10 protein-coding genes and 1 tRNA gene are annotated in these 19,353 nt (G+C 43.0%); 7 read left to right on the top strand and 4 right to left on the bottom strand.

Annotation, left to right across the window (positions count from 1 at the left end; all coding sequences use genetic code 11):
* Positions 1-219 precede the first annotated feature (219 nt).
* Complete coding sequence (locus tag BLP85_RS03210) at positions 220-603, top strand: SCP2 sterol-binding domain-containing protein (RefSeq protein WP_092818690.1); 384 nt, start codon at positions 220-222, stop codon at positions 601-603.
* Between the two features lie 96 nt (positions 604-699).
* Here BLP85_RS03210 and BLP85_RS03205 read toward each other — a convergent pair whose 3' ends face one another.
* Positions 700-1,809 carry an MltF family protein gene (locus BLP85_RS03205; RefSeq protein ID WP_092818689.1) on the bottom strand — a complete coding sequence of 370 codons (1,110 nt, stop codon included), beginning with the start codon at positions 1,807-1,809 and terminating at the stop codon, positions 700-702.
* Positions 1,810-2,173: 364 nt separating this feature from the next.
* Between BLP85_RS03205 and greB the strand changes: the two genes are divergently transcribed.
* From greB to epmA, 6 genes are all read left to right on the top strand, one after another.
* Positions 2,174-2,668 carry a transcription elongation factor GreB gene (gene greB, locus BLP85_RS03200; RefSeq protein WP_092818688.1) on the top strand — a complete coding sequence of 165 codons (495 nt, stop codon included), beginning with the start codon at positions 2,174-2,176 and terminating at the stop codon, positions 2,666-2,668.
* 90 nt (positions 2,669-2,758) lie between these two features.
* A tRNA-Ser gene (locus tag BLP85_RS03195) sits at positions 2,759-2,848 on the top strand.
* Positions 2,849-3,118: 270 nt separating this feature from the next.
* Positions 3,119-8,293 carry an MBG domain-containing protein gene (locus BLP85_RS03190; protein WP_092818687.1) on the top strand — a complete coding sequence of 1,725 codons (5,175 nt, stop codon included), beginning with the start codon at positions 3,119-3,121 and terminating at the stop codon, positions 8,291-8,293.
* A gap of 3 nt (positions 8,294-8,296) precedes the next feature.
* On the top strand, positions 8,297-9,982 hold the full coding sequence (locus BLP85_RS03185; RefSeq protein WP_092818686.1) for a ShlB/FhaC/HecB family hemolysin secretion/activation protein: 1,686 nt from the start codon (positions 8,297-8,299) through the stop codon (positions 9,980-9,982).
* A 476-nt stretch (positions 9,983-10,458) separates the two neighbouring features.
* A complete protein-coding gene (locus tag BLP85_RS03180; protein ID WP_092818685.1) occupies positions 10,459-11,526 on the top strand; it encodes a 4-phosphoerythronate dehydrogenase in 1,068 nt (355 codons plus the stop codon).
* A complete protein-coding gene (gene epmA, locus BLP85_RS03175; protein ID WP_092818684.1) occupies positions 11,523-12,503 on the top strand; it encodes an EF-P lysine aminoacylase EpmA in 981 nt (326 codons plus the stop codon). Before BLP85_RS03180 ends, epmA begins: the two co-directional genes overlap by 4 nt.
* Before the next feature lie 151 nt (positions 12,504-12,654).
* On the opposite strand, the gene BLP85_RS03170 is transcribed toward epmA, so the two are convergent.
* The 3 genes from BLP85_RS03170 to BLP85_RS03160 all read right to left on the bottom strand — a co-directional run bounded on the left by BLP85_RS03170 (position 12,655) and on the right by BLP85_RS03160 (position 19,258).
* Positions 12,655-13,890, bottom strand: a complete 1,236-nt coding sequence (locus tag BLP85_RS03170; RefSeq protein ID WP_092818683.1) for a multifunctional CCA addition/repair protein — start codon at positions 13,888-13,890, stop codon at positions 12,655-12,657.
* A gap of 81 nt (positions 13,891-13,971) precedes the next feature.
* Positions 13,972-16,251, bottom strand: a complete 2,280-nt coding sequence (locus BLP85_RS03165) for an NADP-dependent malic enzyme (RefSeq protein ID WP_092818682.1) — start codon at positions 16,249-16,251, stop codon at positions 13,972-13,974.
* Positions 16,252-16,396: 145 nt separating this feature from the next.
* The gene (locus BLP85_RS03160; protein WP_092818681.1) at positions 16,397-19,258 is read right to left on the bottom strand and encodes a bifunctional diguanylate cyclase/phosphodiesterase; all 2,862 of its coding nucleotides are present in this window, start codon (positions 19,256-19,258) and stop codon (positions 16,397-16,399) included.
* Positions 19,259-19,353 lie beyond the last annotated feature (95 nt).

Here is a 19,353-nt window from a genome sequence, read left to right as displayed (position 1 = left end):
TTCTAGACACCAATTTTAGGGTTGGTGTCTATTTTATATAACTTTATATATCTGATTTATTTAATAAATGTATTAAAAACATAAAAATTGAACGCATCGTACAAAAAACGTTAAGCAGAAAACGGTTTTACATGCTATAACAAGCTTCAAGCAAAATAGCTTCACAAAGATGTTGTCTGGATAGGCGACACAAATGAACAAATAAATTGAGGAAAGATCATGCCTGCCTTTTTAACTGATGATTGGTTTTCAACTGTAGAAACATTAACTGCGCAAGCGGGTGATTTAAACTTGCCACCTGCACTTGCAAATTTAGCAATCAACCTGGTGGTGTCTGATGCTCAGGGCAATACAGAATTATCTCTGGATGGTGGGGTAATCAAAAAAGGTCTATCCTCAAATGCGAAAACCACATTGAACATGGATGGTGAAACTTTACGTAAAGTGTTCCTGGAATTCGATATGGCTGCTGCAATGCAGGCATTCATGACCGGTAAAATCAAGGTTCAAGGCGATATGTCACAATTGATGGCTTTACAGACAGCCAAGCCAAGCCAAGAGCAAAAAGATTTATTCAAAAAAGTACTTGAGCAAACAGCTTAAGGTTTTTTTCTTAAGAACAATCGCTTAAGTCATTTTAAGCAAAAAAAAGCTTACCCTGGGGTAAGCTTTTTCGTATCTGGAGAATATTAAGAGAGATTAAATATTCACTAGCTCTGAAGTTTTAATATGCTCTAAATAGGCACGAATACGGGTGACATACTGTACCGCTTGGCGGTAACGGCCATTGCTGGCCTTGTTACGCTCTAGATAACTATACAGGTTAACCCAGTTGTTCGGATTTTTACCTTGGGCACGAATACGCTTTTGAATCTGATCGACTGCACCCGGTCCCATATTATAAGCCACCAGCGCATACCAGTTACGGTCTGGGAAAGGAACATCTGAAAATCGAGTTAACATCTGGTCGTAATATTTCGCGCCACCTTCAATACTTTGGGTCGGATCGGTTCGGTTACTGACCCCCATGGCTTTGGCTGTGCTGTTGGTCAGCATCATTAAACCGCGAACACCGGTAGGGGAAACAGAATTCGGTTTTAAATACGATTCCTGATAGCCGATTGCTGCCAGTAAATGCCAATCTAAATCATATTTAGCGGCGGTATTTTTAAAGCTGGCTTTATAAATCGGCATACGTTGATTTAAATCACGCTGGATACTATCCCATGAATGTTCTTGCACCACATTCTGAGTATAGAACGATGCCAATTGGCGAATTGCACCAGACTGTTTACCCTTACAGACAAAGCCACTTGCAGTTTGGGCAAGAGGATCATTTTCATGTTTAAATACCCAGTTGAGTTTGGTATTCAAGCCATTTTGTTGCAAGCTGCTGATATCACCACAGGTTGCTGAAAAAGAAGTTAAACGCTTTTGTTCAATTTCACTGACATTTGCAGTGGTCATGGCAAAGTTGGCTTTACCTTGTGAAACCCATTTCAGTGCCGTGGCATTATCCGGTACGGTTTTAAATACCAGCTTGACATTTAAGCTGTTGGCATAGTTACGCGCCAGGTCATAGCCAAAACCATGCTGGTGCGCGCCATCTTTAAATACGGTGGTCGAATTTTCAACGGAAACAACGGTAAGCTGTTTGCCATTGACCACAGAATCATACTGAAACGACTTGCTTGCATTAATACTATGAAATGGAAATAACACGGTGCTAAATGCAAGAATTTTTAACGAGAGAGAAGAAGTTAATGAGTTAAGGCAAAGCCTCGCCCCAGAAGTTGAACTACTGTGCATGTTGTCTCCGCTACAAGTAATTTATGCCCTAAAAAGCAAAGGCAAACAGGCCTCAGACTTTTACTAGTTTGATAAATTCAATAAGGGTTGGGCAGTCATGACGTCATTCAAAATGACATAGGATTAAAGGGAGAATCATGTAGAATTTCTACATAGATTAAAAAATAAACGATTTAAAAACATGCGCGCATAATAAGGGTGAAAAATATACTTGTCAAATTTTGTACAAAACTTTTTGGAAATATGTAACATAACAAATTAATTTTATTGAAGAATTAATTTTATAAACTTTAGTTGTGTGTAAATAGGGGATAGAATAGACCATTCTTGTAAGCAAAATGTAAGCATAACTTCAAAAATCATCATGAAATCTAACTTAATTACACGTGCTGGACATGACAAACTAGTCGCAGAATTACAACATTTATGGCACGAAGAACGACCAGAAATTACCAAAAAAGTGAACTGGGCAGCCAGTCTTGGCGATCGTTCGGAAAATGCTGATTATCAGTACAATAAACAGCTATTACGCAAGATTGACCGTCGGGTCCGTTATCTGGGTAAACGCCTGGAAGAGCTGCGCATTATTGATTTTTCCCCTGAGCAAGAAGGCAAGGTTTATTTTGGTGCCTGGGTGAATATTGAAAATGATGAAGGGGAGCAAAAAACCTTGCGTATCGTCGGTGTGGATGAAATTTATGATCATCATCCACAGCATATTTCCATTGATTCGCCTATGGCGCGCGCGTTATTGGGCAAGCAGGTAGATGATGAAGTAAAAGTATCCACTCCATTGGGTGAAAAACTGTGGTATGTGAATGAAATTCGCTATGAAAAGCCTGAAAATTCAGCAGATTAACAAGTTTTGTTTTTATTTTAAGCGGTTGGTAAGAAAAATATAGAAAAGTATTTGCCAAGTGAGAATTTTATTTATATTATAGCCGCCATTGGAAGCGTGGCAGAGCGGTTTAATGCACCGGTCTTGAAAACCGACGAGGGTGTGAGTCCTCCGTGAGTTCGAATCTCACCGCTTCCGCCAAATTCAAAAGCCCCTGTGAAAACAGGGGCTTTTTTACATTGAAATTTAAAATAAGTAAAATAATAACCATGATGTTAAATAACTATAAAAATGATATTTATTTCCTTTAGTAAAATTTGATTATGTTCAGGATATTTTTATATAAACAACTAAGAATATTTCATGATAAAAGTTTTTAAATCCCTATTTTTGGTGATATGAATCACGAAAATAATATGATATTAATGCTTAATATTTCATCATTTTTTCTGTGATTTTCTTGGGGTTTTCATGAATAAAATTTATAGGGTAATTTGGAATAAACAGTTGGCATGTTGGCAAGCGGTCTCTGAACTGGCAAAAAGCCACAGCAGCACTACACAAAAAGCAGCTGCAAGCGAAACGGAAAGTTCTGTATGTCATAGCCTCAGTTCTGTCAGCACATGGATGCGTTCAATTTTATTCTTTAGTGTAGCGATGCTGCCATTTTCCATTCATGCCGCAATTTCCAGTACCGAACTTCCGACAGGCGCACAAATCAATTCAGGTTCAGCGAGTTTTAATCAAACCGGTAATACCTTAAATATCAATCAAAATAGCCAAAACCTGAGTACCCACTGGAACACCTTTAATATTGGCCAGGATGCAACGGTTAACTTTAATCAGCCAAACCAGTCTTCTACCGCTATTAACCATGTACTGGATAGTAATGCCTCGCAAATCATGGGGCGTTTAAATGCCAATGGTCAGGTGTTTTTACTCAATCCGAATGGGGTCGTATTTTCCAAAACGGCACAGGTCAATGTCGGCGGCTTGGTCGCGTCAACCTTAAACTTAAGTGATGCCGATATTCAAAATGGTAAATACACCCTAAAAGGTGATGCCAACAGCACAGCAAGTATTGAAAATCAGGGTTCTATCCAGACCTTACAAGGCGGAACAGTTGCTTTAATTGCACCAAATGTGAAAAACACAGGAACGATTAGCACACCCAATGGCACAACGCATCTTACATCTGCCAGCCAGGTGACTTTGGCCTTACAGGATGGTTCACTGACCCAGTATCAGGTCGATCAAGGTGTGCTGCAAGGCTTGGTGGATAATGGCGGGGCAATTATTGCCGACAATGGTGCCGTGTATTTAACTGCCAAAGCCAAAGACAGCTTAAGCAAGGCGGTGGTGAATCACAGCGGCATTATTGAAGCCAACCGTTTAAGCCAAAATGCCAAGGGTGAAATCATCCTTTTAGGAGATATGCAGTCTGGCGAAACTCATGTTAGCGGGACACTCAAAGCTGAAGGGAAAAACGGTGCAGATGGCGGGTTTATTGAAACTTCGGCAGCCAAAGTTAATATAGATAAAGAAATTAAAATTTCTACACTTTCGGATGGTGGAAAAACAGGTAATTGGTTGATTGACCCCTACAATGTTGTTATTTCAAATACGGCGGATAGCGGTACAGGTTTTACGGCAACTCAAGATGATACAGTCATCAATGCAACGACACTAATGACTGCATTGGCGACCACAGGCGTTACGGTTTCTACAGGCGGAACTGGTGTTGGAACACAAGACGGTAATATTACAGTAGATGCAGATTTAAGTTGGACAAGTAACTCAACCCTGACTTTACAAGCTGATAAAGATATTCAGTTAAATAAAAAAATTACTGCACAAAATGGTGGCTTAACTTTAAATGCAGCCAATAATATTTCTGCAACTGATGCAATCAATGTGGGAACTTTTACTTTAAGCAAAGGGAACTGGCTACAAAATACAGCAACTTTGCCAGGTTTTTATGCCAAAGATTTCCGTTTAAATGGCGGTAGCTTTATCCGTGCATTGGGTGGAGATGGTTCTACTGCAAACCCTTGGCAATTAACCGATATTTACGGCGTGCAAGGGATGGGAACCAAGCTAAATGGTAACTTTGCTTTAGCTAATGATATTGATGCTAGTGGGACTGTAAATTGGAATAGTGGGGCGGGGTTTAATCCGATTGGGAATAGTTCTACGACGGCTTTTACTGGTGTATTGGATGGATTAGGGCATACAGTTTCAAATTTATTTATTAACCGCCCAAGTAATGATTATGTGGGATTATTTGGTTATAGCTTAGGATCAACTATTCAGAATATTGGCTTGTTAGGGGGTACAGTAACAGGTGGCTGGTATACAGGAGGCTTAGTTGGGAGTAATGGTGGTGTTATTAGTAATGTTTATACAACAGGAAGTGTAAAATCGGAGACTATTTCATTCAAGCCTTCTATTGCAGGGGGGGTAGTCGGAAATAATTCTGGCACTATCAGAAGTGCCTTTGCGACAGGAGATGTAACGGCAAATATATCTTTACTGTCTGATTATTATGCTATATCTGGAGGATTGGTTGGGTGGAATAGTGGCAGGATCAGTGATGTATATGCGACAGGTGTTATAACAGCAGATACTTCTGCCAGTTCTCTTTCTTATCGTGTTGCTAATCCAGGAGGGTTAGTAGGGTATAATGCTAATGGAACAATTAGTAATGCCTATGCGATAGGGGGGGTAAGGGCTACTTCTCCTAATTCTTCTTCTTTTGCAGGTGGGTTGGTAGGGTATACTCCTGGTGGAATTATTAATAATGCCTATTGGAATAAAGAAACAACAGGACAAAGTACCAGTGCAGGCGGTATAGGTTTAACCACAGCACAAATGTTTGATAAAAGTAATTTTACAGGCTTTGATTTTAGTTCGGTTTGGGGAAATGCTAATAATCAGACCACACCTTATTTACTTAATCTTGCCAACAACCAAGTCTTTAATAAAAATGATTTACCAAGTGGCACTATAAATACAACCAATAGACCTGCTTTATATACTGCTATTTTAAATGTAAACCAATTACAAGACATGAATAAAAATCTAAGTGGAAAATATCTGCTTGGAAATAATATTGATGCTTCGGATACCGTTAATTGGAATAGTGGGGCGGGGTTTAAACAAATCGTAAGCTTTACTGGTACTTTAGATGGTTTAGGGCATACAATTAATAATCTTACAATTAATCGACCTTCTGAATGGGGAGTGGGATTAATAGGATCAGGAAGTAATATAACTATTCAGAATTTGGGTATAGTAAATGCAAATGTTTCCGGAGCTTGGTCTTCTGGAGTTTTAGCAGGTTTTTTAGAGGGTAATAATCTTATAAAAAATGTGTATACGACGGGATCTTTTAATGGTTGTTCTACAGGTTTTTGTGGAAGTTTAGTTGGTGCTTTAACAAACTCTGGGACAATATCAATATTAAATAGTTTCTCTAATGCTAACTTAAATATCGGTTCATCAACTTATGGTTACATTGGTGGGCTAATGGGGGGTATGACCTACGCTCAAACAGCAGTTATTAATAATAGCTATTATTCAGGCTCAATTGATAGTCAAGCTAACAATATTGGAGGAGTAATTGGTGGTATTAATAATAATGGAGTGTCACTAGAAATAAATAATAGTTATGTCACAGGAAATATAAAAGGTTTAGTAAATATAGGTAGTTTGGTTGGTGATGGAAATACTTTAACCAATATTAATAATAGTTTTTGGAATAATGAAACTACAGGACAAACTCTAGCAATTGGTAATAATTCTGGAACTCTGGCTAATGTTACAGGTTTAACCACAGCTCAAATGCAAGACCTAAATATATTTAAAAATGCAGGTTGGGATATAGACGGAGTAGGTGGTACTGGCAAAATCTGGCGTATTTATGATGGACAAACTGCACCCTTATTAAGAAGTTTTTTAACTTCTTTAACAATTACAAATGATGACACAACAACAACTTATAATGGTAAAAATCAAGGTGGGGGTTATCAGGTTGTTCCAGCGGGTACTATTTATGATCCAGCATTGATCTTATCTCAACAAAAGAATGTAACGCCTTCAGCTGTAACTATCGATTTAAACAAAGATTTGTATTCAATTCAGCAAGGTTATGATCTGATTGTACAGGCCAGTAGCGGAACCGGGACATTGAAAATTGATCCTGCTACTTTACTGATTACGGCCAATGATGCAGGCAAAACCTATGGTGAAACCAAGACATTCAATGGAACGGAATTCAGCGCATCTGGGCTGCAAAATGGAGAAACGGTTGGTCAGGTTAGCCTAAGCAGTACAGGTTCGGCTGCGACAGCGGGTGTTAATGGTGGAGCGGCATACGCGATCATTGCCAGCAATGCTACAGGGGGTACCTTTGATGCGAACAACTACACGATTAGCTATAGCAACGGCAATTTAATTGTTAGCCCACGTGCACTGACGATTACGGCCAATGATGCAGGCAAAACCTATGGTGAAACCAAGACATTCAATGGAACAGAATTCAGCGCATCTGGGCTGCAAAATGGAGAAATGGTTGGTCAGGTTAGCCTAAACAGTACAGGTTCGGCTGCGACAGCGGGTGTTAATGGTGGAGCGGCATATGCAATCACTGCCAGCAATGCTACAGGGGGTACCTTTGATGCGAACAACTACACGATTAGCTATAGCAACGGCAATTTAATTGTTAGCCCACGTGCACTGACGATTACGGCCAATGATGCAGGCAAAACCTATGGTGAAACCAAGACATTCAATGGAACAGAATTCAGCGCATCTGGGCTGCAAAATGGAGAAATGGTTGGTCAGGTTAGCCTAAACAGTACAGGTTCGGCTGCGACAGCGGGTGTTAATGGTGGAGCGGCATATGCAATCACTGCCAGCAATGCTACAGGGGGTACCTTTGATGCGAACAACTACACGATTAGCTATAGCAACGGAAAATTGATTGTTGCTAAAAAAGACATTACGGTGACAGCAAATAGTTTAGCCACTACCTATAACGGACAAAACCAAACGGTTTCAGGTTTTACCGCTTCTGGCTTGGTCAATGGTGAAGATGAATCTGTGCTTGAAGATGTCAGTGCTTCTGTAGGTGCTCGAAATGCTGGTACATATATTAACAAGGCAACGGGTACAGATGACAACTACGAGCTGATTTTTGTAGATGGATCCTTGGATATTGCCAAAGCTGAAATTGATCAGGTGACTGGTATTACAGCTAACAATAAAATTTATGATGGTACAACAGTTGCAAGTTTAAATACCGGTTCAGCAGGCTTTACGGGTATGGTTGCTGGCGATGACTTAACTGTAGCCAACTCTACAGCTAACTTTAGCGATAAAAATGTAGGTGTCGGCAAAACTGTTAATATCACAGGATTACGCTTAGGGGGAGCAGATGCGCAAAACTACACCCTAGTTAATACCACAGCGCTGACTACGGCAGACATTCAGCCGATGATATCCGCATCTTATTTACAGGCGATCCAACTTAGACGTCCACGCTACTTACCAGAAACCCATAACGCACTAAACACAGTCAACATTGAATTACGCCAGGGTGGGGTAAATACCTCAGGCATCCAGACACTTGCAGCGGAGCACTAATTGATGAAACCACAACTCAACCTATTGGCTTTATCCATTGGTGCATGTTTAGCTTTATGCGCGACCAGCAGTCAGGCTGCACCAGCACCCAATGCCGGACAATTATTGCAACAGCAGCAACAGGGGCAAATACCTGAACCGCAAGCTGCGGTGGAGGTCGACAGCCCCGCTGTGGGAACGGCACCGACTGCTACGGACATACAAGTTTCGGTACAGAAAATTGAAATATCCGGCAACAGCCGCTTCAGTACAGCCCAGTTGCATCAGCTGGTTGCCGATGCAGAAGGCCAGCAGTTGAACCTGAATCAGCTGTGGCAGGTGGCACAAAGCATCACCCAGTATTATCAGCAGCACGGCTATGCCTATAGCCGTGCCTATTTGCCGCAGCAAAACCTGAGCCAGGGCATTGTCCGCATTCAAGTGCTGGAAGCCTATTATGACCAAACCGTCATCAATAACCAGAGCTGTACCCAAAACTGGCTGGTGCAACATACCGTTGCCCCGTTGAAACAGGGCGAACGCATCAACAGCGATCAAATGCAGCAACAGCTTAAACTGCTCAATCGCCTAAAAGGGGTAACTACCCGCAATGTCCTCACGCCCGGAGCAACCGTCGGCAGCAGCCAGCTGAATGTGCAAGCTGAAAATAGCGCCCTGCTGGGCGGTTATGTCGGAGCGGATAACTTCGGTAATGAGTACACCGGTCGTGCCCGAGGTACTGCAGGAATTGCTGCCTATAACCTTGCCGGTCTGGGGGATGAACTCAGTCTTGATATCATGACTGCCGGAGAGCGCATGAACTATGGCCGGGTGGGTTATGCCTTTACCTTTACCGGCATGGGCACACGGGCCGGGGCGAGTTATTCCTATCTGGATTATGAACTGGGTAAAGAACTGAAAACCCTGGGTGCAGAGGGAAATGCCGCACAGAGCAGCGTATTTGTCAGTCAGCCTGCATTGTTGACCAATAATGCTGAAGTGCTGTTCACCCTGCAATATGACCATAAACAGCTGGAAGATGAGATCCACCTGAATCAATATTTTAAACACCGTGATATTGATGTACTGACAGCACGGCTGGATGGTTCGCAATTTGACACCTTGATGGGTGGTGGGCTGACTCAATATGGCGTATCCACCAGCTTTGGCCGGGTAAAATTCAAAAATGCCGATGCGGCTGCTTTGGATGCACAAACGGCCCATACCGCGGGTGACTATTATACGGCCAGCCTGAACCTTTCGCGCTTGCAGAATCTGGGCAGCAAAGGCACGCAGGGCTATCTGGGCCTGTATGGCCAATATAGTCCGTATAACCTGGACAGTGCAGAACAATATCTGGGAGGCGGTCCATTCAACGTTCGCGGTTATGAATCGAGCCAGTTTGCCGGATCAACGGGCTATTATGCGACGGCGGAACTCAGACAGCGCTTATTTGCCGATGCCCAACATCAGGTGGGTGGAAAAGTCTTTGTGGATACGGCAGAAGTGACCCTGAATGCAGAAAAATGGACAGGGGTAACTGGAGAGAACACAGCGCGGCTCAGCAGTGCCGGGCTGGGCTTGAGCTGGAGCAGTGCATGGAATATCCAGGCCAATGCCGAAGTGGCCTTTCCAATTGGACATACGCCAAGTCAGCTGGATGACCGGGATGATCACCAGTATTGGCTCAGTATCCGTAAATATTTCTGATCAGACATGACTGAATTTACGCTATGGCTCATCCAGAGTGTAAATTCATCTGAAGACTGATAAAAATCAAGAGTGAGCAAAGTGCCCTTTCCGCATAGAAAGGGCCTTGTTGTATCTGGCTTACTGGAAAGAACAGGAGAGATAAGTTCGGTCTACACATTTTGGAAGAATAGGGCTGAATAAGCCCGTAATGCGAACTAATTCTGGCAGGCTGGGGTGCTGGAGTCATCAAGGTTGAACGGCCGCAAACCGGTGATAAATTAAAGTGCTTAACGTCCAGGGTATTATTAATGGAGAATTGATGGTGAGCTGGCTTAATTCATCTGCTGGACATTTAATTGCTTCCTGTTTTGACCGAATTTGAATAAATTCGGTCCTTTTTATCAAGTTGATTTATTGGCCAATAATACCTGCTTGCATGGTCAGATTTCGCTTCAAGCGTTATTATAGCGGTCTTCAAGTCATTGGAACGCGCTATGAAAATTGTCGCAGATGAAAATCTGGCATTTACTGAATATTTCTTTGCGGATTTTGGAGAAATTCAGCAGGCTGCAGGGCGAACCTTAACCCATGCGGATGTGAAAGATGCAGAAGCGTTACTGGTGCGTTCTGTGACCAAAGTCAATGCCGAGCTGGTTCAGGACACAAAATTAAAATTTGTCGGCAGCGCGACCATAGGCACCGATCATCTGGATATCACTGCTTTAGAACAACATAACATTGCCTGGTCGAATGCCGCCGGCTGTAATGCGCAGGCCGTTGCGGAATATGTAATTAGCGCTTTACTGCATTTAAAACCTGAACTGCTGGATGCCAATGACAGCTTTACTTTAGGTATTGTCGGTCTGGGCAATGTCGGTTCGCGCCTGGCTGTTATGGCAAAGCTTCTGGGCTGGAACGTGAGTGGTCATGATCCTTTTGTACAGCGTAAACATGTGCAGCAAGTTGAATTTGAAGAATTGTTAAAAACAGCCGATGCCATTTCGATCCATGTGCCATTGACAAAAACAGGCAATCATCCGACTTACCATCTCATCAATGCTGCAGCTTTGGCAAAAATGAAACCTGCAGCGATTTTAATTAATTCGGCACGCGGCCCGGTGGTCGAAGAATCGGCTTTAATTGCTGATATTCAACAGACCCAGCGTGCAGTCGTTCTCGATGTCTTTGAACATGAACCTGAAATATCAGAACAACTGCTAAATCTGGTACGTCTGGTCACGCCGCATATCGCGGGTTATAGCCTGGAAGGCAAGGCACGCGGTACGCAAATGATCTACGATGCATTCTGCCAAACCTTTCATTATCCGGCTGAAAAGCAATTTGAAACGCAATTGCCTGTCTGTGAGCCATATTTTAAAGACCGTGAGTTAAAGGCGGTGTTAAAGCAGTATTTAACCCAAATCTATGATATTGCTCAGGATGATGCGAACTTGAGGGCCTGCCTGAAAGATGGCAAGATTGATCAAAAAGCCTTTGATTATTTGCGTAAAACTTATTCCTTACGCCGTGAATGGGCCGCACATGGAGGGCCGAAGGCATGAGCCAAACGCTAACGTATCAGCCGACATGTGATTTAAAGGCCATGCAGGCACGTGCCAAAATGTATGCTCAGATCCGGCAGTTTTTTGCCGAACGGGATGTACTGGAAGTTGAAACGCCAATCCTGTCTCAGGCGGGAGTGACGGATGTGCATCTGGCTTCTGTACAGGCACAGCGACATGTACACGGTAAAAAGCAGATCCATTATCTGCAAACCTCACCCGAGTTTGCCATGAAACGGCTGTTGGCCAGTGGCAGCGGTCCGATCTATCAAATCTGCAAAGTTTTCCGTGACGACGAACATGGGCGTAAACACAATAGCGAGTTCACCATGCTGGAATGGTATCGTCCCGGCTTCAGCCTGAAAGATTTGATGTTTGAAGTCACGGACCTGTTAAATGTCACCCTTAAAACCCGGTTTGGAGAAGTCCGTCCAACCATTTTAAGTTATAAGCATGCCTTTATGGAACGTTTGAATATCAATCCATTACAAGCCGGCTTAAAAGAACTGAAAGATTGCTGTAACCGGGTTGGTCTCAATCTGGACTTGGGTGATGATCGCCTGGGTTATATTGACCTGTTATTTTCACACTTTGTTGAACCGAGCCTGGGTTTTGACACGCCAGTATTTTTAACCGATTTTCCGCCTGAACTGGCGTCATTGGCCAAAACCAAAGTTGATGAGGATGGGGAACTGGTGGCTGCCCGCTTCGAGCTGTATATTGAAGGTCTGGAATTGGCCAATGCTTATGATGAGCTGATTGATGCCAATGTACTGCGTTCCCGTTTTGAAGCGGATAATGCCGAACGTGCAAAACTGGGCTTACATGTCATGCCGATTGATGAATATTTACTGGCGGCATTACCCCACATGACAGAGTGTTCCGGTATTGCTTTAGGCATTGACCGTTTATTGATGGTCGCTACAGAGCAAATGAAGCTTGAAAAAGTCATTACTTTCCCGGCGGATGTTTCTTGATTTAAGCCATGGCTCATATTTATTGATCAGCCAAAATTCCTCCTAAACCCCTTTATGAAAGAGGAGAAGTCCCTTTTTGGAAAAGAGGGATTTAGGGAGATGGCTAAAGATAAAAAAGCTCCAATCGGAGCCTTTTTATTTAGGAACATGCTTATTCAGCAAGAGCCGTATGATGCGCTTTCAATTCAGCCAAAGCTTTAATGCGACGCTCAATCAGCATTTCGCCAATATCGGGTCCCTGAATATCAGGCGGTAAATCCTGTGCCTTGATATTACGTACCACGTCCATTGCCTCAAGTACATAAGCTGCCTGAGGATATTCACGATCTTCCAGACCTAAACGGCCACGGGAGTCACATTCACAAGCCTGTATAAATGCTTCAACACGTTCAGGGCGGCGCAGCACATCCAGACGTTGCAATAAACGCCATAAAGTACCCGGTTTCAGGCTTAAAGCCTGATGGCATTTTAAATGTTCTTTACAGACCGCAATCGCCAGCTGTTTGGTATTGGTTGGAACTTTCAGACGGTCACAGAGCTCAGTCACCGGTTTTACCCCGCGTTCTTCGTGCATGATATGGCGCGGTAATTCATCAGCTGGTGTCAGGGCCTTGCCCAGGTCGTGAACCAGCACAGCAAAGCGCACATCTAAAGAATAGTTGGCTTTACAGGCCTGTTGTAATGACATCATGGTATGAATGCCACTGTCAATTTCCGGATGATATTCAGGACGCTGAGGAATACCGTATAAAGCATCCAGCTCCGGGAACAGGACTTTTAACGCACCACAGGCACGTAAAACAGCAAAGTATTCATCGGCATGCTCTTCCATCAGTGCACGGGAAGTTTCTTTCCAGACGCGTTCCGGAATCAGTGCATTGAGCTCGCCTGATTCCACCAATTGTTTCATTAAAGTGAGGGTTTCTTCCGCTATGCTAAAGCCTAAACTTTTATAGCGTGCAGCAAAGCGGGCAATACGCAGCACACGCAGCGGATCTTCGACAAAGGCATTGGAGACATGACGTAAAATGCGTTGTTCCAGGTCCTGCCGGCCATGATAGGGGTCGTAAATATTGCCATCTTGATCCATGGCCATGGCATTGATGGTCAGGTCACGACGGATCAGATCTTCTTCAAGGCTGACGCTTGAGTCTGTATAAAATTCAAAACCGTGATAACCATGACCGGATTTACGTTCAGTACGTGCCAGCGCGTATTCTTCTTTTGTTTCGGGATGTATAAATACAGGAAAATCCTTGCCCACCGGCTGATAGCCCTGAGCAAGAAGCTGTTCCGGTGTTGCACCGACCACAACATAATCTTTTTCGTGATAGGGATGCCCGAGCAAGTGATCTCGAACCGCACCGCCTACTAAATAAACTTGCATGAAAAAACCTCTATTCTTCAAGCAATCATGCTACAGAATAGAGGTTTTCTCAAGTCACAAAATGTGATCTAGCGGACTAAATCAAAGTGCTGACTTTTCGTTTTCCTGAATTTCAGCAACGGTTAATGCTGTCATGTTCACCAGACGACGTGTAGTCGTAGTTGGTGTCAGGATGTGGACAGGTTTAGATGCACCTAACAGGATAGGGCCAATGGTGACGTTATTGCCTGAAGTTGATTTCAACAGGTTAAACGAAATATTGGCTGCATCCAGATTTGGCATAATCAACAAGTTTGCAGAACCTTTGAAACGCGAATTCGGGAATGCGAATTGACGGATATTTTCGTCAAGCGCCGCATCACCGTGCATTTCACCTTCAACTTCCAGTTCAGGCGCGATTTCAGACAAGATGTCATATACTTTACGCATTTTTTGCGCGCTTAAGTCATCTTGGTCGCTACCGAAGCTTGAGTGAGAGAGAAGCGCGATACGTGGTGTTACACCAAAACGACGTACTTCTTCAGCAGCCAGAATGGTCATTTCAGCAAGCTGTTCAGCTGTCGGGTTACGGTTGATATAGGTATCTGCAATGAACAGGTTACGGTCTTCAAGCATTAAGGCATTCAGCGTGAAGAATGTGTTATGACCTTCTTTCTTACCAATGACGTTGCTTACAAAGTCCAGGTGGATGTCGTAGCTTGAATACGTACCACATAACATACCGTCTGCAAGACCGTGTTTGACCAGCATAGATGCGATTAAGGTAGAGCGGCGACGCGCTTCACGTTGTGCATATTCCGGTGTTACACCTTTACGTTGCATGATGCTGTAGTAGTCATCAGCAAACATTTCGTAATGTGGGTTCTTTTCTTGGTCGATGATGGTGATGTTTACACCATCTTCAAGACGTAGACCCAATTTTTTAATGTTTGCTTCAATCACTGCAGGGCGACCAACCAGAATCGGTTTAGCCAAGCCTTCATCCACCGCAATTTGTACGGCACGAAGTACACGCAGGTCTTCACCTTCAGCATAGGCAATACGCTTAGGATCAGTTTTCGCCTGAGCAAAAATTGGTTTCATCATGAATGCAGAGTTGTACACAAACTCAGACAGACGTTGACGGTATGCAGAGAAATCCTTGATTGGACGGGTTGCTACGCCAGAATCCATCGCTGCCTGTGCAATTGCAGGAGCAATTTCAAGAATCAAGCGTTGATCCAATGGACGCGGAATTAAATAATCACGGCCAAATGATGCTGATTTTTCACCATACGATGCGGCATCTGCTTCAACATGTGCCATGCGCGCAATGGCATGTACACAGGCAATCTTCATTTCTTCATTGATGGTGGTTGCGCCAACGTCAAGTGCACCACGGAAGATATAAGGGAAGCAAAGTGCGTTGTTCACCTGGTTTGGATAATCTGAACGGCCGGTTGCCATGATCACGTCATCACGAACTTCATGCGCATGTTCAGGCAGAATTTCTGGATCCGGGTTTGCCAAGGCAAAAATAATTGGATCGGCAGCCATGGTTTTCACCATTTCTTTGGTGAGAATACCGGCAGCTGACAGACCCAGGAACATATCCGCACCTTCAAGTACTTCACCAAGCTGAGTCGCGGTGATGTCTTGCACGTAGGCTTTTTTAGATTCATCCAGACCTTCACGCTGAGTGGTTAGCAGGCCACGTGAATCGGCAACGATGATATTCTCTTTTTTAGCACCCAGGGCACAAAGAAGATTTAAGCAAGACAGTGCTGCTGCGCCTGCACCTGAAGCGACAATTTTAATCTCTTCAATTTTTTTGCCGTTTAACTGTAATGCGTTTAGAAGTGCAGAACCCACGATAATAGACGTACCGTGCTGGTCGTCATGGAACACCGGAATGTTCATGCGTTCACGAAGTTTTTGCTCGATATAGAAACATTCTGGTGCCTTGATATCTTCAAGGTTGATACCACCAAAAGTAGGTTCTAGCGCAGCCACGATGTCGACAATTTTGTCCGGGTCGTTTTCAGCAATTTCAATATCGAATACATCGACACCGGCGAATTTTTTGAACAGTACGCCTTTACCTTCCATCACAGGTTTAGAGGCTAGAGGGCCAATGTTGCCTAATCCTAGAACAGCTGTACCATTACTGACAACGGCCACAAGGTTACCACGAGCCGTATAAAGGGCAGCAGTTGAAGGATCACGTTCAATCTCTAAACATGGTGCGGCAACACCTGGAGAGTAGGCAAGCGCTAAGTCACGTTGGTTGACCAGTTGCTTGCTAGGCGTGACGCTGATTTTTCCTGGTGTTGGGAATTCGTGATAATACAATGCCTGTTGTTTTAAAGATTGATCTTCCATCTGTATCTCGTATGTTACTGGAGTAATTCAGCAAAGATGCTGGTTTCTGCTTGGTTGCATCGAATATAACATTTGTTGCGACCTTATCACAGTCGCGGATGTGTCTTTTTCAAGCAAAGTTAGGGGGGCGAGAGGTTGACTTATATCAAGAAGGTATAAGTCGGTGCTGTTCCAGGTATGTGGTTGCTTCTTTTTCAGGAAGCGGCTTGGAAAAGAGGAAACCTTGAGCAATATCACATTCCAGGTCTTGCAGATACTCTAGCTGTTGCTTGGTTTCAATGCCTTCTGCAACGACCATCATACCCATGGCCTTGCCCATGGCAATCATGGCACTGACAATGGCTTCCTGTTTGTTTTGTCCGATTTTGGAAACAAAACTGCGATCTATTTTAAGTATATCAATTGGAAAATCGGCAAGATAAGCCAGGGAAGAGTAGCCTGTGCCAAAATCATCGAGCGAAATGTGAATTTTACGTTTTTTAATTTCATTCAACAGGTTTTTCACCGTAACCGAATTTTCCAGTAACGATGATTCGGTAATTTCAAGTTCGAGGCTGGAACCGCAAATGTTATAGGTGTGGATGGCATGATCCAGGTCTTCCAGCAACTGTCCGCGTTGTAGTTGCTGTGCAACCACATTGACGGATACGCAAATATTGTCAAAACCGATATTGTTCCAGTAGCGGATTTGTTTGGCAGTTTGTTGAATCACAATCCGGCCAATATCCGAAATTAAACTGGTCTGTTCTGCCAGGGGAATGAACAGGTTCGGTGGAATAATTCCCTTGCTGGGATGATTCCAGCGAACCAGTGCTTCAAAACCGTAAATATTTCGATCACTGAAATTAATTTTCGGCTGATAGTAAACAATCAGCTCATTATTATTGATGGCATGGCGCAAATCTCGTTCCAGATAAATGCCTTGCTCAAGTAAAGCGGTATTGTTATTGGAATAAAAACGACAGGTATTGCCGCCCAGGTTTTTTGCTTCAGCCAAGGCCTGCTCAGCGCAATTATTCAGATAATCCAGCTGGCGTCCATTTTCCGGATAGAATGCAACGCCCATGGACAGGGTAATAATGTGGTCCTGACCGAAAATGTTAAACGGTAAAGAGAAAGCCTTGCTGATGTGCTCACAGTGTTGTTGAATCGACGGGTGAATAGGTGAAATTTCATACACAATTGCAAAATCATCGCCATTCAGATGTGCCACAAATAAGGCTTCGGCATTGGTCAGTCGCAGTCTCTGTGCAACTTGGCGTAACAGCTCGTCGCCGCCGCTATTGGTTAAAAATTCATTTAAAGGTCTGAAACGGTCGATATTCAAACGAATCACGGCCAGCTGCTTAATTGAATCCTGTTGACTGACTAAATATTGGTGTAATTGGTAGTTGTAATAAAAACGGTTCGGTAAATCTGTTAAAGGATCGTAATTCTCTAAGTAAGACAAACGTTGTTCTTGCAGTTTGCGTTCAGTTAAATCGGAAACGATCCCGATATAGTGGGTAACACGGTTCTGCTCATCGGTAATGGCATTGATGTGCATCCAGATGGTCTGTTCTTTACCTGAAAGGAATTCTTCATGCAGTTCACCATCAAACTCACCAATTTTTTCCAGCTGCTGAAGAATCGAGTAGTGGCTGCTTCTTTGTTGCGATTTATGATTCGCCGTAATATCAAATAAATTCTTGCCAATAATATGCTGGTGAGTAAAGCCGGTAAGCTGTTCATAGAAAGGATTGACATCGATGTAGCATAGCTGATCATCAAGAATAAAAATGCCTTCAGCCGCTTGCTGCAGTACGCTGGCAGCTAATTTTAAGCGTTCCTGATCGGTACGTTCCTGATGAATGTCACGACGGATACCCACCATCCGTAACGGCTTTTTATTGACCGGATCACGCGCAATGACCCGGCCAATATCATGTACCCATTTCCACTTGCCGTTGCTGTTCTGAATTCGATAGCTTGCTTCATAAAGGGGGGACTGACCCCGTAAATGCTGTTTCATTGCATGCTTGAACTGTTCAATATCATCCAGGTGAATAATATTTTGCAGCTGATAATGATGCAGTTTAGAGGGCTTCAGGATCTTTTGCTGTTTCGAGTCCGTCACCAGAATTTCACGATCTTTGATATTCCAGTCCCATGGGCGAAGTCCGGCAATTTCATGCGCCAAGACCAGATTCTGTTGCTGATTTTCCAGATCGGCATTCATTTTGGCAATATCAGCGGTTCGTTCTTTAACTTTTTGTTCCAACAGCTGATTGTTTAATTGTAATTGCAGCTCTATATCTTTTGATTTATTAATTTCAGCTTGCAATTGTTTGCATAATTCATCCGTCCATAACACTTGTTGTTTGGCATTTTCAACTAAACGGTTGTTTTTCGAATAAAGTGAAGAAATACGCTGATGAATACGCGAGGTGATATTGGCGCATAATAAAATGACAATCAGTGCAAAATTAATGGTTAGATGGAATAAAGGATCCGATGTTTCTGTGTTGATAAATTGTGAGGTTAGATAAGGAAAAATAGCAGGTATAAAGGCCAGACAAAAATAGGTTAAGCGCTGGGTTAAAAAGGTCAGTGCAAATGCCTGACTTACAATCAGTAATAGCGCTGACAAAATTAAAGCATGAACATGACTAAAAGCAGGGTTGTATAGAGGTAGATAGTAATAAACCAGGCCCATACCAGAAGCAATACAACTCCCAATCACTAAGTTTTGAACCTGTAGCCAGCGATGTGCATGAGCTAAGGCAAATTGGTCGGGTTTAAAATAAACACTGTTAATCAGCAAACACAGGCAACACAAAAGTTCAGTGCCTATAAACCAAAGATTGAAATAGAAAGAAGGTTTTGCAAAATAAAATTGGTAAATACCATAAACATATGCCGATACAATCAAAATACTGACAATAAAGAAGCGGCTAAGTCGAACCGTATTGTTAATTTGTGAAGCACTCACATGCTGTTTAATATACTCGTCTTGAATATCTGACATATAAGCAAAAACCTTATTATTGTTTTGCGATAAATTACTTTATAAATATTGGCTGGGTTTAAAAACCTAAATTGTATTTTAAATATACATTTGTA

The sequence above is a fragment of the Acinetobacter kookii genome (assembly GCF_900096895.1).
Lineage (GTDB): Bacteria > Pseudomonadota > Gammaproteobacteria > Pseudomonadales > Moraxellaceae > Acinetobacter > Acinetobacter kookii.
This window is presented reverse-complemented; position numbering and strand designations above follow the sequence as displayed.